Source organism: Microcoleus sp. B9-D4 (genome assembly GCF_036705105.1).
In the GTDB taxonomy this organism is placed as follows: domain Bacteria; phylum Cyanobacteriota; class Cyanobacteriia; order Cyanobacteriales; family Microcoleaceae; genus Microcoleus.
Map to the genome: position 1 here is coordinate 1 of NZ_JAUBTS010000071.1, position 14,092 is coordinate 14,092.

General features: G+C 46.3%; 16 protein-coding genes and 2 pseudogenes. 13 read left to right on the plus strand and 5 right to left on the minus strand.

Annotated elements, in window-relative coordinates; all coding sequences use genetic code 11:
* Positions 1 to 128 (minus strand): annotated as a pseudogene (locus tag QUB24_RS28425) (photosystem II D2 protein (photosystem q(a) protein)); the annotation flags it as partial.
* A 573-nt stretch (positions 129 to 701) separates the two neighbouring features.
* On the opposite strand from QUB24_RS28425, the gene QUB24_RS28430 reads away from it, so the two are divergent.
* The 4 genes from QUB24_RS28430 to QUB24_RS28445 are packed head-to-tail and all read left to right on the plus strand — an operon-like array spanning position 702 to position 2,288.
* On the plus strand, positions 702 to 971 hold the full coding sequence (locus QUB24_RS28430; protein ID WP_333156957.1) for a hypothetical protein: 270 nt from the start codon (positions 702 to 704) through the stop codon (positions 969 to 971).
* A 23-nt stretch (positions 972 to 994) separates the two neighbouring features.
* Positions 995 to 1,666, plus strand: a complete 672-nt coding sequence (locus QUB24_RS28435) for an ABC transporter ATP-binding protein (protein ID WP_333156959.1) — start codon at positions 995 to 997, stop codon at positions 1,664 to 1,666.
* 59 nt (positions 1,667 to 1,725) lie between these two features.
* The gene (locus QUB24_RS28440) at positions 1,726 to 1,980 is read left to right on the plus strand and encodes a hypothetical protein (protein ID WP_333156960.1); all 255 of its coding nucleotides are present in this window, start codon (positions 1,726 to 1,728) and stop codon (positions 1,978 to 1,980) included.
* Positions 1,977 to 2,288 carry a type II toxin-antitoxin system RelE/ParE family toxin gene (locus QUB24_RS28445; RefSeq protein WP_333156961.1) on the plus strand — a complete coding sequence of 104 codons (312 nt, stop codon included), beginning with the start codon at positions 1,977 to 1,979 and terminating at the stop codon, positions 2,286 to 2,288. The genes QUB24_RS28440 and QUB24_RS28445 overlap by 4 nt, the downstream gene beginning before the upstream one ends.
* 80 nt (positions 2,289 to 2,368) lie before the next feature.
* On the opposite strand, the gene QUB24_RS28450 is transcribed toward QUB24_RS28445, so the two are convergent.
* Together QUB24_RS28450 and QUB24_RS28455 are read right to left on the minus strand one after the other, a co-directional pair.
* Positions 2,369 to 3,157, minus strand: a complete 789-nt coding sequence (locus QUB24_RS28450; protein ID WP_333156962.1) for a DUF4058 family protein — start codon at positions 3,155 to 3,157, stop codon at positions 2,369 to 2,371.
* 158 nt (positions 3,158 to 3,315) lie between these two features.
* The gene (locus QUB24_RS28455; RefSeq protein WP_333156963.1) at positions 3,316 to 3,558 is read right to left on the minus strand and encodes a hypothetical protein; all 243 of its coding nucleotides are present in this window, start codon (positions 3,556 to 3,558) and stop codon (positions 3,316 to 3,318) included.
* A 130-nt stretch (positions 3,559 to 3,688) separates the two neighbouring features.
* On the opposite strand from QUB24_RS28455, the gene QUB24_RS28460 reads away from it, so the two are divergent.
* On the plus strand, positions 3,689 to 3,901 hold the full coding sequence (locus tag QUB24_RS28460) for a helix-turn-helix transcriptional regulator (RefSeq protein ID WP_333156964.1): 213 nt from the start codon (positions 3,689 to 3,691) through the stop codon (positions 3,899 to 3,901).
* 20 nt (positions 3,902 to 3,921) lie between these two features.
* Positions 3,922 to 4,134 carry a helix-turn-helix transcriptional regulator gene (locus tag QUB24_RS28465; RefSeq protein WP_333156966.1) on the plus strand — a complete coding sequence of 71 codons (213 nt, stop codon included), beginning with the start codon at positions 3,922 to 3,924 and terminating at the stop codon, positions 4,132 to 4,134.
* 191 nt (positions 4,135 to 4,325) lie between these two features.
* On the opposite strand, the gene QUB24_RS28470 is transcribed toward QUB24_RS28465, so the two are convergent.
* Both QUB24_RS28470 and QUB24_RS28475 read right to left on the minus strand, forming a co-directional pair.
* Positions 4,326 to 4,598 carry a hypothetical protein gene (locus QUB24_RS28470; protein WP_333156968.1) on the minus strand — a complete coding sequence of 91 codons (273 nt, stop codon included), beginning with the start codon at positions 4,596 to 4,598 and terminating at the stop codon, positions 4,326 to 4,328.
* A 174-nt stretch (positions 4,599 to 4,772) separates the two neighbouring features.
* The gene (locus QUB24_RS28475) at positions 4,773 to 6,281 is read right to left on the minus strand and encodes a UbiD family decarboxylase (RefSeq protein WP_333102256.1); all 1,509 of its coding nucleotides are present in this window, start codon (positions 6,279 to 6,281) and stop codon (positions 4,773 to 4,775) included.
* 239 nt (positions 6,282 to 6,520) lie between these two features.
* Between QUB24_RS28475 and QUB24_RS28480 the strand changes: the two are divergent.
* The 7 genes and pseudogenes from QUB24_RS28480 to QUB24_RS28510 form a co-directional block, all read left to right on the plus strand.
* Positions 6,521 to 6,616 (plus strand): annotated as a pseudogene (locus tag QUB24_RS28480) (IS1/IS1595 family N-terminal zinc-binding domain-containing protein); the annotation flags it as partial.
* Between the two features lie 69 nt (positions 6,617 to 6,685).
* Positions 6,686 to 7,954: an NYN domain-containing protein gene (locus tag QUB24_RS28485; RefSeq protein WP_445300444.1), complete on the plus strand. Its 1,269-nt coding sequence runs from the start codon at positions 6,686 to 6,688 to the stop codon at positions 7,952 to 7,954.
* A gap of 206 nt (positions 7,955 to 8,160) precedes the next feature.
* Complete coding sequence (pstS, locus tag QUB24_RS28490) at positions 8,161 to 9,189, plus strand: phosphate ABC transporter substrate-binding protein PstS (protein ID WP_333156969.1); 1,029 nt, start codon at positions 8,161 to 8,163, stop codon at positions 9,187 to 9,189.
* A 472-nt stretch (positions 9,190 to 9,661) separates the two neighbouring features.
* Complete coding sequence (gene pstC / locus QUB24_RS28495; protein WP_333156970.1) at positions 9,662 to 10,663, plus strand: phosphate ABC transporter permease subunit PstC; 1,002 nt, start codon at positions 9,662 to 9,664, stop codon at positions 10,661 to 10,663.
* A gap of 82 nt (positions 10,664 to 10,745) precedes the next feature.
* A complete protein-coding gene (gene pstA, locus QUB24_RS28500) occupies positions 10,746 to 11,726 on the plus strand; it encodes a phosphate ABC transporter permease PstA (RefSeq protein ID WP_333156971.1) in 981 nt (326 codons plus the stop codon).
* 56 nt (positions 11,727 to 11,782) lie between these two features.
* Positions 11,783 to 12,634: a phosphate ABC transporter ATP-binding protein PstB gene (pstB, locus tag QUB24_RS28505; protein WP_333156973.1), complete on the plus strand. Its 852-nt coding sequence runs from the start codon at positions 11,783 to 11,785 to the stop codon at positions 12,632 to 12,634.
* 175 nt (positions 12,635 to 12,809) lie between these two features.
* Positions 12,810 to 14,081 (plus strand): APC family permease, encoded by a 1,272-nt coding sequence (locus tag QUB24_RS28510; protein ID WP_333156975.1) that lies wholly within the window; start codon positions 12,810 to 12,812, stop codon positions 14,079 to 14,081.
* The last annotated feature ends 11 nt before the right edge of the window (positions 14,082 to 14,092 follow it).

Sequence of the window (14,092 nt, forward strand, 5' to 3'; positions counted from 1 at the left end):
AGGTAGGCGCAGGGGAATAGCAGGATGCCAGACCAGCCTACGAAGACGAAGCGATCGCGTTTGAGCCAGTCGTCGAGGACATCAAAGATGCCTCTTTCGGTCTGGGCGCGTCCGACTGCGATTGTCATTTACGCAAATCTCCAAATGGATATAATTACAACGGATCTGTCTCTAGTCATGAGTCTTCCACCGTTGCCTCTGCTTAGCAGAAAACAAGTTGGATTATGAACAGAGTTTACTTTTCTTTACCGTATTGACGATTATAGAGGTAATTCTTTACAAGAGCAAGTTTTTCTTAAAAAACTTTTGGCTCTTGACTTGTGACCGAAAGCATCCAGGATACCCGCCACGTGATTCATTCCGAAAGCAGACTCAGGACCCAGAAAGAAAAAACCTGTATCGGATAAAGGAGCCCCCGAATTTATCCGTGGGGTCAATGGTTCAAATCTAAAATCTAAAATCTCAAATCTAAAATCGATTGACTTGTGCAAAGTCCCCGAAGCCCTCGAAGTCCCCGAAGTCTTTGCCCTGCATTTGGGAACTTCTACTATATAGGAGTCTCTGCGCTTTGCGTCAGAAGCCCGGTGGCTTGGTAGGTATATCGCCCTCAACCTCTGATTTTTCTAAGAAACTGGGTTTCCGTGGGTAAGTCCTATATATATACTGAGGATAGAGCTCCAAACTTAGGTTTTTAAGACTATATGTTCAGCATTGACATCATTGTGAAGAATACGCCCGTCTCGCTGTCGGTGCAGCGGAAGTTGGAGGAGGACGCTGAGACTGTTTACCAGCAGGTACTGGCGGCGATTCGCAACTCCCAACCGCAAATTTTGGAACTCACCTGCGAGAAAAATCCTGAGAAAAAGGTGGCTGTACTCAGCAGCGAGATTTCTGGGGTGGTGGTTTCTCAGAAATCGGGGGCGTCATCTACAGGCAGATCCCCTGGCTTTGTCTCGATGGGAGCAGAATGAGGGCTGGGGGTGTTGGTGCCGATATGAGCCAGTCAGCCGTTACTGTGCGGGATTTGGGTTTTTGCTGGCCGTCGGGCGATCGAGTGTTGCAAGGTTGCTCTCTGGATGTACCCAAGGGCGAGTTTTGGATGCTTTTGGGCACTAACGGCAGCGGCAAGTCTACGCTGTTGAGGCTGATGGCTGGGCTGCTGCACCCCCAGTCGGGAGAAATTGACCTGGGTGGGCGGGTGGGTTTTGTGTTCCAAAACCCCGATCACCAATTGGTGATGCCGACGGTGGGTGCGGATGTGGCTTTTGGTTTGGTGGAGGAAAAGCTTTCTAACGTTCAGGTGCGGGAGAGGGTGGCGGAGGCTTTGGAGGCTGTGAATTTGCTGGATTTGCAGCGGCGGCCGATTTATGCTTTGAGTGGGGGCCAGAAGCAGCGAATTGCTCTGGCTGGGGCGATCGCCCGTCACTGCGAAATTTTGCTGTTGGATGAACCGACGGCTTTGTTAGATCCTGATTCTCAGTTGGATTTGGTGGCGGCGGTGCAGCGGTTGGTGAAAAATCGCGGGATTACGGCTTTGTGGGTGACTCACCGTTTGGATGAGTTGAATTATTGTGATGGGGCTTTTTTGTTGGAAAAGGGCCAAGTTGTCGATCGGGGAGATCCGGCCCGTTTGAAGCAGCGGTTGATGCAAAGCCAAGATGTTTAGCCCTTAAGTAGCGGACGTAAAATAGCTGTAGAAGTCAAAGAGTCGCTAGGAGCAAAAAAATGACCGTTGAAGAAGCCATCATCGATAAGGTGCGGGTATTGCCACCTGAAAAGCAACAAGAGGTATTAGCGTTCATCGAGTTTTTGGATTCGGATGAGTGGGAGCATATCTATAAAGGGCGGTTTAAGGAACTCCAGCAAGAAGTGCAGATCGGAATTGAGGCGGCGGATCGAGGAGATGTCATCGATGCTGACGTGATGTTTCAAAGGTTGCGCGACAAACTACGGCAGCAGCAAGCTCAGGTAGGTCAATGAGCCATGTTTGCAGGTTCACAGTTCCCGCCAGTCGAGATATCGAAGCCATCATTGACTATGTGGCTGATAACAGCAGCTTTGATGCTGCGGAACGGTTGCTCAATAGAATTAACGATCGGTGCAAGAGGTTGGCAAGCTTTCCTAGTATGGGACGGAAGCGGGATGAGTTCGCTCCCAAGGTGCGAAGTTTCCCGATCGATGATTACCTAATTTTCTATCGTGCTATTGAGGAAGGTATTGAAGTTTTGCGAGTCGTCAGCGGTTATCGGGATTTACGGGTTCTATTCTCACAATCTGATGAAGATTGATCGTGTCAGTGAGTAGCCATGAAGCATTAGAAGGTGAAGAGCTTCAAGATCAGGTAGCAGCGTGCCAGCTTGATACCAATTTAATCTCGCAATCCTCGATCGCGCAACCAAGCATCTGCCCAAATTGTATCGGCCTCTGACAGCGGTGGTATGACTTCCCAGTTGCGATAATCTATCTTGAGGTCGTAACTTGCTATGTCGTAAATTTGAGTGAATAATTCCTGCAAATTGATTATAGGTTCGGTATCGCCCGATCGCAGTGGCAAAGGAAAGGCAGGCAGCGGGTTCTGCACGTTAAAAGCGTACAAATCTGCTCTGGGACGGCGATTTCCCCGACACACCAAAACGCTATAGTGGCTTTCAATGTCATTGCCAATAACTGGCATTTTTTGACCGCGCCGCAATAAATCTATTTCAATTAAATGAGTGCGGCTACCTAAAATTTCTTCTCGCTTTTCTTCGTACATTTGTCGTCCTTTTCCTGTGCGCTTATTGCTAGGCGAGAGGATTTCAATCAGGGTGATTAGTTCTTGGTTTCCTCTTTCTCTAATTTCTAAATAGCCTTCCCTAACCTGGTAGGGCATGGGAATATTTACTGTCAAGGGTTGGGTTGGTGGCGCTGCTACGGCTACGTTTGATGTGATTAGTTCGGTTGTGGTTCTTGGCTGAATTACGTTTACATCAGGAATGCCAATTGATAAATTGTCGTCAGCGGTTTCATAGATTCTCACTTCCAAGGAGACTAAATACTTAGGACGAAGTTGGGGAGACAAAAATCTAAAAATTTCACTAATTAACAAGTGATGTAGGGCGGGCCAGAGTTCGGGATGCTCTAAATACGGGTCCATACCGGGAAAGGGAGATGGCATTGATGTGACTCCTTGACTTAAGTCTATTTACAGTTTAGTTGAATATTTGTGGAACAGGCATCTTGCCTGTTTCTTGGGCGGGATCTCCGGCCCACCCCACCCCATATTTTAATGTTTGTGGAACCGGCATCTTACCTGTTGTTCACACTTTTCAACGCTTAAACTTCGATCGACAATTGCATCGGAATTGGAACGCTGTTTTCATCTAAGACAGACAGGGCATTTACGAAAACAATTGTATGCGGGACTGCGGGCATTAAGTGGCGCAGTGCATTTAGGTAAGATTCGGCATCGGGGCGGCGGGCGAAACGGGCGACTGTTAACCGCTGACAGTTGGGGAGGTGGCGAATTATGCACCAAGGCACAAGTCGATCGCGATATGGCGGTTGTTTTGGTATCATAGGAAAATCCTTCCCACTTTTGTGGGTGGTGAATGAAAGGCGATCGCTCTAGATTTCTCAGGTCCGAGGGCGATCGCTAATTTGATAATATTAATCTTATGATACGTTCGTATCGACTGTCAAGTGCAAGATGGGTCTAATTCGGTTGCGGGTTCGAGAACTAGCTGAAGAGAAGGGTTGGACGCTTAAAGAAGTTTCTGAGCGATCGGGCATTCCTTACAGTACGGTTAGAAGCTATGCCCATTCTCCCAAGCTGGCAACGGTAGATTACACAGCTTTAAACAAAATGGCTCGCGTGTTTGATATTGCGATAGAAGATTTAGTTGAGATTTTGGAACAGTAAACTGATTTGTCAGCGAGAAGATGGGGTTAATTCGGTTGCGAGTTCGAGAACTAGCCCAGGAAAAGGGTTGGACGCTGAAAGAAGTCTCTGACAGAACGGGAATTCCCTACAGCACGGTTAAAAAATACGCCCAAGCTCCTAAAATGGCAACGGTGGACTACACGGCTTTGCAGAAACTTGCTGCTGTCTTCGATTTGATGGTGGAAGACTTGGTTGAGGTTTTGGAACGGTAAACTGATTTGTGATTTAGTTTTTGCACTTCTTCCAACAGTCCGTCGGGGGTTGAAACCCCCGCCTCAAAGCTCAAGTCGTCTAAAGACGACTGAAAAGGCGATCGATCTCCGCTTCAATCCTTTTTTTTTAAATTTTGAATCAATCATTTCTTCAGTCCACAAAGCGTGGACTTTCGCTTTGAGGCAGGGGTTTAAACCCCTGCCGGAATGTCGCAACAAATGCAAGATATTTGTTCGAGGCCCTCCCAAAGTTCAGAAAGGGGTAGAGTTTGTCCGGTTACAGCTTGGCGCCAGGATGTGCGAAAGCTTTCTGATGAAAAATCTGTGTCTGCTTCGGGCGTGATTGGGTTTTCTAGAGAATGGGTTTGTTGAATGATTGTGGATAGTGTTTTTAGGAGTTCAAACTGCTCTGTGAATGAAAGTGACTGAGCCAGATTGATGGCTTGTTGAAGTTGTGATGTCATGGTCTATCCTCCATCTTTAATTTTTCATTTTGCATTTTTAAGCCTGAGCAACCATTCCAACATACTAAAAATCTCAGAAGTGACTGAACGTTACTCTAAGTTTATCAAAATTACGAAAAAAAGGGAGAAATTATCGCTCTCCCCTTCTCCTCTGCGCCTTTACGGTTCCTTCTCTTATTTCATCTCATATCCAAACAAATTCGGATCGACTTCTCCCAAATTCAAATCAGCCAAACCATACTCGGCCCAACGCCTTTCTACCATCGCCGCCACATCGGGATCGGACTCCAAAACTTCCCCCCATTCGTGATCTGTTTCCGGCGGCATCTTCGTAGTAGCATCAATCCCCATTCTGCCTCCCAAACCAATCTTTTCACTGGCAAAATCTAACGTATCAAAAGGCGTATTCGGCAGAATAAATACATCCCGAACCGGATCGACTTTAGAACTAATTGCCCAAACTACTTGACGCGGGTCGCGAATGTTGATACTTTTATCGACAACAATCACAAACTTAGTGTAAGTAAACTGCGGTAATGCACTCCAAAATGCTAAAGCAGCCCTGCGCGCTTGACCGGGATATGCTTTATCAATCGAGATAATTGCCGCCTTATAACTCAGCGCTTCCATCGGTAAGAAGAAATCGACAATTTCCGATACTTGCTGCCGCAAAATAGGCGTATAAATACGGTTAAGCGCGATCGCCATCATGGCTTCTTCTTTCGGCGGCCGCCCGCTAAATGTCGTCAGATAAATCGGGTCTTTGCGGTGCGTCATGCAGTGGAACCGCACCAACGGCGAATCTTCCACGCCGCCGTAATAACCCATGTGATCGCCGAAGGGCCCGTCGGGCAGAACTTCCCCCGGCGTAATCGTTCCTTCTAACACAATTTCCGAGTCCGCCGGTACTTCCAAATCTACGGTTTTGCACTTCGCCAATTGCACGCCGGAACCGCCGTAAAGTCCCGCAAATAACCATTCGGATAAATCTACAGGAATTGGCGTTGCTGCGGCGAGAATAATCAGGGGATCGACTCCCAGGGCGATCGCAACTTCCAATTTTTTACCAGCCTGCGCCGCTTTCCGCAAGTGTCGCGCGCCCCCCCGCACCGATAACCAGTGTACAGTCATCGTGTTTTTTGACTGCAACTGCAATCGATAAACCCCCACATTCGGCGTACCCGTTTCGCAATCTTTGGTAATTACCAAACCCAGGGTGATAATTTTGCCCGCATCTCCCGGATAAGGGCGAATCATCGGGATTTTGTTCAAATCCAGCCCTTCTCCCTCAAATACCACTTGCTGACAAGCGGGGAAAAAGTCTCGGCCCGGTTTGGCTTTCACTACGTCGAACAGCACTTTGCCGAATTCTATCGCTTGGGAAATCTTTTTCGGCGGTTTTGGCTGTTGCAGCATTCCCAGTTTTTTGCCGAGCTCTTCTAGTTCGATCGGCTTTTCCATGTTCATCGCCCAGCAAACACGCTCTTCCGTACCCAAGAGGTTAATGGCGACGGGGAATTCGGCCCCTTTGACGTTTTCAAACAGCAGTCCAGGGCCGCCTTTTTGCAGCATTTGGTTGGAAATTTCGGCAATTTCGAGGTCGGAATCGACTAAAGCGCTAATCCGGCGCAGTTGTCCCCGTTCTTCGAGTAGTTTTAGGAATCCCCGCAAGTCTCTAGCCATTTTTTTTAAGAATTGTTAACGTTCTTTTGTTATTATGAGCCGATCGACTGCCACAATTTACTCCTGAACCGCTTAAAGAATATCTATTTAACGAACCGCGAAGACGCCAAGGGCGCGTTCGGCGAAGCCGTTCCCGTTCCCCGCAGGGGTTCGGTGAAGGGTAGGGTAGGAAGACAAAGAAGAAGATAGGTAATGCCTTGTTCGGTTCGGGAGTAGGCTGCATAATGGGTTACATGAAATGTCCAAGATGCGAATCTGACGAAGTTCGTAAAAACGGCCGTCCCAACGGTCGCCAGCGGTATCTTTGCAAAGCTTGCCGCAAACAATTTTTTGAGCCGCCCAGTCTGCAGTCTTTAAGTCGCCAATGCACGGAAACACGGTTAAGCGAAGCTATCCCGCAAGGAATCGAGTCTGCAACCACCACAGAGTCAGGCGGGATTGCGATTTTGCTGTTAGATGCCGAAAATCTAAAACTTAAGCTTAATACAGAACAATTTTTAGCGGGTTTGTGCGACTATCCCCTGCAAGTTAAAATTGCTTTTGCTAACTGGAAAAATCCGAGTACGGGGAAGTTGGATGCTGAACTTTACGATCGCGGTTACGAACTGATTCACGTTCCGGGCGGTGCGAATAGTGCTGATGGTAAGATGATTGCTTTTGGCGCTGCTATTTTATATCGATATCGGGATGTGCGACAAGTTTTTGTCTGTTCTTCGGATGGTTTGTTAAATCATCTTTGCAATCAGTTGCAAAATCAGGGAGTGACTGTGTTTCGGGTGCGTCGGCAAAATTCGGTTTTGTCTGTAGAAAACTGTCAGAATGGTGAGAGCAAGCACTATTCTTGCGAAAGGGAAGAGGAAATCCCTAGTTTTGAAGAATTGGCTAATCAAGTTGCAGAGTTGTTGAAGGCTGAACACAAATCTATTGATGAGCGAATCGCTCGTTTTTCTAGTGTGGCTGAGCTTTTTCAAGAGCGCCGTAATGTTGCGTTCAATTCTACAACTTCCCCTGCAGCAGCACTGTCGCAGTCAGCACAAAAGGAAGTTACCCCGGTGCTTGAACCATCTTTGGCGACCGTTGCTGTTCCTCCAAATATTGCAGAGCAAAATTTGCCAGAAATAATACCTGCTGTCAATTCAAATGCTATTGAGTCGCTGGATGTTTTAAAAACTATACTTGTAGAAATAATTGACTCTGCAAAAAATGAGTTGAAAGAGGATGCTATTCCTGTAACAAGAATTAAGAAAGTTTTTTTTGCTAAATATCACTCTCATGCTGATTTAGTTGTAAAAAAAAATTTGGGTAATACTTCTAGTTTAATCAAATTTTTGCAGTCGCAATCAGCTACTTTTAAAATAATATTAATCGGTACCGAACATCAAGTGGGACTCGTTCAAAAACCCTCTGATTCAAAAATTGAATTATCTGCCGCCCTCGAAGCATCGGTAGCAAAAATTGTACTGGCATTAACTGCTGAATCTCCAGGTAGTTACATTCCGATTCCCCAGGTAGCCGGCGAATTTAAAAAGCAATACGGTCAACCAATTACTAAAAAGCTGAAATCGCTGGATTTGGACACCAAATTTGCCGATTTTTTGCAGTCATGTAAAATATTTAAAGTTAAGAAAAACGGTAAAATTTATGAAGTGGCGATCGCACAGTCAGCTCCCTGATGTATTTAAGAAATCAGGTTTCCAAGTTTCGGTCGAAAAATTTAATCTATTATTAACCAAAATTTAAGACAAGCTTATTCTTTTATTATTTAATCTATTTTTAACCAAAATTTAAAACAACCTTATTCTTTTAGATCCCTTTCGTTGCGGATTTCAGTCTATCCTAGGTCGTAGATTTGCAAAGTCGGCTATTAAGGGAGAGGAGTATGAATTTTTTCACAGGACGTTGGCGACGTAGTTTTATAGTGACACTAGCAGCAGCAGCATTTTCGCTGACTTTGATTAGTTCTGCTGTAGCTGCTGTAACACTAAATGGTTCGGGAGCAACTTTCCCCAAACCTCTTTACGATCGCTACTTCTCTCAAATGAGAAGTGCAAATCAAATTACTGTAAACTACCAAGGAACTGGTAGCGGTGCTGGCATCAAAGCATTAATTACAGGGACTGTTGATTTCGCAGGCAGCGACGCGCTGATGACTGCTGCACAAATAGCCGAAGTAAAGCGGGGTGTAATAGCTGTTCCGACTGCTGGCGGTGCTGTTGCAGTTGTTTACAACTTGCCCGGAGTGACCAATCTGAGGCTAAATAAGGATGCCATGAACGGCATCTTTGAAGGCAAGATTACTCGCTGGAATGATGCGAAAATAGCCGGAATTTCTGGACAAGCTAAAAACTTGCCAAATACTCCCATTCGAGTAGCTGTACGCGCAGATAGCAGCGGTACAACCTTTATTTTTGCTAACCACTTGCAGGCAACTGGTAGCACCATCAAAGCTGCCGCTCAGCCGAGTTGGCCAGGAAGCCCTGTCAGTGGTCCAGGAAACCCCGGCGTAGCTGCTTTGGTGAAGAATACAGCGGGTGCGATCGGCTACGTTCAAGATACGTTTGCTCGGCAAAACAATCTCCAAACAGCATTTATTCAAAATAAAGCTGGCCGGTTTGTAGAGCCTAGCTTGGCTGAAGCAGAGAAAGCTTTAGCAGGGGAAACATTCCCCGCAGACTTCCGCTTAGTAGAAGGCAACCCTAACGATGGTTATCCGATTGTTGGTTTGACTTGGCTGTTAATCTACAAACAGTATCCTGCGGCCAAAGCAGAGGCTATTAAAAAGATGGTTAATTGGGTGATGACTACAGGTCAAGGTATCAACAAACAGCTAGAGTTTACTCAGATTCCTTCAGCTACAGCTCAAAAGGTGGTTCAAACAGTTAATCAGACTGTGGTTGCCAGAGGTTAATTCCGGCTTTTCAGAGTTATGAAGTTTGAGTTAAATGTATGGCTCAGCACTCATATTTTGTATAGCAATATTCCTGATGTATGAGTGCCAATAAATTTGCGCTTTTCCCGCAGTCCGGCAGGGATTTAAATCCCTGCCTCATAGCGAAAGTCCTCGCTATGAGGACTAGGAATAATGACTGATGTAACAAGTTCGGCAGAGATTTAATCTCTACCTTATACCGAAAGTCCTCAAGTCCTCGCGAAGGAGAGCTGGTAATAATAGACTATCCATAAAGTGGGTTTTTACCCAGATTTATTTTGGGGAATTCCAACAGTCCTCTTGAGAGGACTTTCGCTTTGATGCGGGGGTTTAAACCCCCGCCGGACTATGGGAATACGAGATCATCCTGCTGCCGGATAGCAGGATAAATGCGTACCCTACAAGCTTGTCTTTCGATCGAATATTTCGCTTTTTACGCAATAACTCGGCTATGACCAATTTTTCCAAAAAACCGAAAATATCAACTCGGAAACCGACAGAAATAAACACAGAAGTAGATTTGACAGATACTGCTGGTGAAGGTATATGGATGGAGTCAGGATTTACACTATTTGTATGGGGTTTTGCCCTAGCGACAGCGGGTACGTTGTTTTTGATGAGTGCGGTAATTTTTAAAGATGCTTGGCCTGCTATTAGCAAATTTGGACTCTCCTTCTTGTGGAATCCCAAGTGGGATATCGGCGAGTTGCAATTTGGGGCTTTGCCGTTTATTTACGGTACTGTAATTAGTTCTGCGATCGGCATAATCATCGCACTTCCTTTAGGGCTGTCAGTAGCTATAGTGACGAGCGAGAACTTCTTACCCGTTTGGGTGCGATCGCCCTTGGGATTCATGGTTGAATTAATCTCGGCCATTCCCAGCGTGATAGTTGGGCTGTGGGGAATCTTTGTTTTGATTCCCTTTTTGTTGCCATTACAGCAGTCATTGTTCGATAATTTCAGTTGGTTTCCCCTGTTCAGCAGTGAACCTTTAGGCCCCGGAATGCTGCCGGCCGGAATACTGTTATCAATTATGATTTTGCCCACAGTAGCCGCCATCAGCCGCGATGTCTTGCTGTCGGTTCCAGTAGATTTGCGAAGTGCTTCCATGTCCCTCGGTGCCACCCGCTGGGAAACAATATTCAAGCTGTTATTACCAGCAGCTAGTTCGGGGATTATCGGCGCCACCATATTAGCCTTGGGACGCGCTTTAGGCGAAACAATGGCAGTCACAATGGTAATTGGCAACTCGATTCAAATTAACCCATCCGTGCTCGCTCCCAGCTACTCAATTCCTGCTGTTTTGGCAAGTCAATTTCGGGAAGCTGTCGAACCGCTGCACACCGGCGCTTTGATGTATTTAGCGTTAATTTTATTTGTGATCACTTTGTTGGTAAATGCGATCGCAGTATTGTTAGTTCAGCTAATTGGGGCCAAGAAAGCTAAAACTTAACATCATCGAAAGCAATTTGGTCACAAGCCGCGCCGCCGGATTTATCCGCTGGTTCAATCTAAAATCTCAAATCTAAAATCCAATGGCTCAAGCACAAAAATTAGACAGTATTCTGGATGCAGAAATCAACAAGCCCCTGTCCCTAAGCCGAACTTTTTTTAGCAGGGGAATGACAGTTATCGCTTTCGCTCTGACAGCTCTGGCTCTGCTCCCTTTGTTTGCTATTTTATACAAAATCCTGGGGGAAGGACTGACACATTTGAGCTGGGAAGTGCTAGTATCTCTACCAGCACCCGTCGGAGTAGAAGACCAGCCAAACGGCTTTGCAAATGCGATTCTCGGCACTGCTTTAATGGTAGGAATTGCTACATTAATCAGCGTACCCATAGGCGTAATGACGGGAATATTTTTGTCGGAGTTTGGTAGAGAAAACAAAGCGATTACCAATAGTATTCGCTTTATCACCGTCATTCTCAGCAGCGTTCCCTCGATCGTAGTTGGCGTCTTTGCCTACGCCCTAATTGTCGTTACCACCAAAGCATTTTCATCATTAGCAGGCGGTTTTGCCCTTGGCATCATCATGCTTCCAGTGGTTGCTCTGACAACAGAACAAGCATTAAAATTAGTGCCTACTTCTTACCGCCTCGCTTCTGCTGGTTTGGGAGGCGGACGCTTTCAAACTATGTTTCGCATTATCATACCCTCAGCACTTCCAACTATTACCACAGGTATTTTACTCGCTGCTTCCCGGGCAGCAGGCGAAACCGCACCGTTGATTGTAACGGCGTTGTCGAGTCAATTTTGGCCTCCTTTAGTTGATAAATTGGGCGAGATAATGCAGTCTCCCATAGGTGCAGAAACTATCTCAAAACTCAAAGAAATTCCCGATACACTGCTGACTCCGACTCCTTCTATGTCGGTATTAATATATAGCTACGCCAGCTCTCCTTACAAGGAGCAGAACGAATTGGCGTGGACTGCTGCCTCTGTGCTTTTGGGCATGGTTTTAATTGCTAGCGTCGCATCCCGTACAGTAACTCGGAAACGCTTGCAAAACCGATAAATCAATAAATCCCGTCTATCTCTCAGTCAAATATTAACAATATAACCAGGCCAATAATGAAACCTAAAGCTAACTTGAAATCCGAAAAGCATACAGATAAATTCCTAGAAGATGCTACGCCGGAAATAGACCCCAATGCAATGCCAGCACTGCGGGTTCAGGACTTGAGTTTTTATTACGGAACTCACAAAGTCTTAGAAAATTTATCGATGAATATCCCTCATCCGCAAATTACGGCGATTATTGGGCCTTCAGGTTGCGGCAAATCTACCTTTCTCAAAGCTCTCAACCGGATTGGTGAATTGGAGGGAAAAGTTAAAATTAAAGGAAGAGTAGAGTTTTTTGGACAGGATATTTACAGCCCAAAAGTAAACATTAATAGTTTGCGCCGCCAAATTGGCATGGTGTTTCAAAGACCAAATCCTTTTCCACTGAGCATCTACGATAATATTGCTTACGGGGTGAAAATTTTTGGTCGCAAAAGCAAAGCAGAATTAGATGAAATTGTGGAATCGGCACTCAAAAGTGCGGCGCTTTGGAATGAAGTCAAAGACGATTTGAAGAAATCTGCTCAAGGGATTTCGGGGGGACAGCAGCAGCGACTTTGTATTGCTCGCGCTTTGGCTGTGAAGCCGAAAATTTTGCTGATGGATGAACCTTGTTCTGCTCTTGATCCGATTTCAACGATGAAGATTGAGGAGTTATTTCAGACTCTGCGGCAGCAGTTAACTGTTGTGATTGTGACGCACAATATGCAGCAGGCTGCTCGCGTTTCTGATTACACGGCATTTTTTAATACTGATGAAAGTCGCATCGGCAGCATGGTTGAATTTGGGCCGACAAGTAAGATTTTTACTTCTGCGGACAATTCGAGTACGAGAGATTACATTCAAGGTCGTTTTGGTTAATACTTACACCTTGAACCTCTTTCAGAACAGGCTTTCCGGCCTGTTCCACAACAGAAAAATATTTTTGTGGAGCTGGCAGGTTGCCTGCTATAGTTATGTCTTCAGAACAGGCTTTCCGGCCTGTTCCACAACCGATCAACATTTTTGTGAAGCTGGCATTTTGCCTGCTATATTTATGTCTTCACCACTTCTTAAGCGAGAGTTAGGTGTTTTCGGCGCAACTCTCATGGGGCTGGGTTCGATTCTTGGCACGGGAGTATTTGTGAGTATCGGCATTGCGGCGGAAGTTGCTGGGCCGGGAGTGATTTTGGCTGTAGGTATTGCAGCTTTTGTTGCTGTTTGCAATGGCCTTAACAGCGCTCAATTAGCGGCAAATCATCCTGTTAGCGGTGGTACTTATGAATATGGCTACAAATATCTCAATCCTTGGCTGGGTTTCACTGCCGGCTGGATGTTTTTGTTGGCGAAAACGGCTTCTGGGGCTACTGCTGCTTTGGGTTTTGCGGGGTATTTTTTAAATGCAGTTGGTGTAGCCGATCGCACTTACCTGATCCTAACAGCTTTAGTCGCCCTCGCCACCATCACTTTAATTGTATTAACGGGAATTAGGCGATCGAATATTGCCAATACTGCCATAGTCTCAGTTACACTTCTATCCTTAGCGGTGTTTGTTGCTGTCGGTTTGCCAGAGGTAAGGTGGGAAATGGCCACCGTACAGAATCATAGCTCGATCGGCTCCATCTTCCAGGCCACCGCCCTGATGTTTGTCGCTTATAGCGGTTACGCCCGCATCACCACAATGAGCGAGGAAGTGCGGGAACCGAGGGAAACCATTCCCAAAGCCATAATTTTCACTTTGGTGCTGACAATGCTGCTTTACGTGGGGGTAGCAGTAGTTGTCGCGGGCGCGGGGGGAACCGATAAATTGTCGTTACAAACAGGCGGCACGACTGCACCTTTGGAAGTCATCGCCCGGAGTTTCCGAATTCCAGGAGTTTCTCAACTGCTAGCCGTCGGCGCAATTACCGCTATGTTGGGAGTCTTGCTGAACTTAATTTTAGGGCTGTCGCGCATCTGGCTGGCGATGGGGCGACGCTTGGATATGCCGAGAGTCTTGGCCAGGCTGAATCCTTCGGGGACAACTCCCTACGTGGCTGTGGTGGTTGTGGAAGTTACGATCGCACTTTTAATCCTCGTCGGCGATGTCAAAACCACTTGGTCATTTAGCGCTTTTAGCGTTTTGATATATTACGCTATCACCAACCTCGCCGCGCTGCAACTTTCCCCCGCCGAAAGGCTTTATCCGCAGTGGTTGGCTTGGGTTGGTTTGGCGAATTGTCTGTTTCTGGCTTTCTGGGTGGAGAGGCAAATTTGGCTGACAGGATTGGCATTAATTGTCGCCGGTTTAATTTGGCGGGCGATCGTCCGAATCCCGGCGAGAAACTAGAAGTGTGATAA

Coding starts and splice junctions, on each gene's coding strand:
- QUB24_RS28430 (WP_333156957.1), top strand. CDS start 702: ATGTTCAGCATTGACATCATTGTGAAGAATACGCCCGTCTCGCTGTCG.
- QUB24_RS28435 (WP_333156959.1), top strand. CDS start 995: ATGAGCCAGTCAGCCGTTACTGTGCGGGATTTGGGTTTTTGCTGGCCG.
- QUB24_RS28440 (WP_333156960.1), top strand. CDS start 1,726: ATGACCGTTGAAGAAGCCATCATCGATAAGGTGCGGGTATTGCCACCT.
- QUB24_RS28445 (WP_333156961.1), top strand. CDS start 1,977: ATGAGCCATGTTTGCAGGTTCACAGTTCCCGCCAGTCGAGATATCGAA.
- QUB24_RS28450 (WP_333156962.1), bottom strand. CDS start 3,157: ATGCCATCTCCCTTTCCCGGTATGGACCCGTATTTAGAGCATCCCGAA.
- QUB24_RS28455 (WP_333156963.1), bottom strand. CDS start 3,558: ATGATACCAAAACAACCGCCATATCGCGATCGACTTGTGCCTTGGTGC.
- QUB24_RS28460 (WP_333156964.1), top strand. CDS start 3,689: ATGGGTCTAATTCGGTTGCGGGTTCGAGAACTAGCTGAAGAGAAGGGT.
- QUB24_RS28465 (WP_333156966.1), top strand. CDS start 3,922: ATGGGGTTAATTCGGTTGCGAGTTCGAGAACTAGCCCAGGAAAAGGGT.
- QUB24_RS28470 (WP_333156968.1), bottom strand. CDS start 4,598: ATGACATCACAACTTCAACAAGCCATCAATCTGGCTCAGTCACTTTCA.
- QUB24_RS28475 (WP_333102256.1), bottom strand. CDS start 6,281: ATGGCTAGAGACTTGCGGGGATTCCTAAAACTACTCGAAGAACGGGGA.
- pstS (WP_333156969.1), top strand. CDS start 8,161: ATGAATTTTTTCACAGGACGTTGGCGACGTAGTTTTATAGTGACACTA.
- pstC (WP_333156970.1), top strand. CDS start 9,662: ATGACCAATTTTTCCAAAAAACCGAAAATATCAACTCGGAAACCGACA.
- pstA (WP_333156971.1), top strand. CDS start 10,746: ATGGCTCAAGCACAAAAATTAGACAGTATTCTGGATGCAGAAATCAAC.
- pstB (WP_333156973.1), top strand. CDS start 11,783: ATGAAACCTAAAGCTAACTTGAAATCCGAAAAGCATACAGATAAATTC.
- QUB24_RS28510 (WP_333156975.1), top strand. CDS start 12,810: ATGTCTTCACCACTTCTTAAGCGAGAGTTAGGTGTTTTCGGCGCAACT.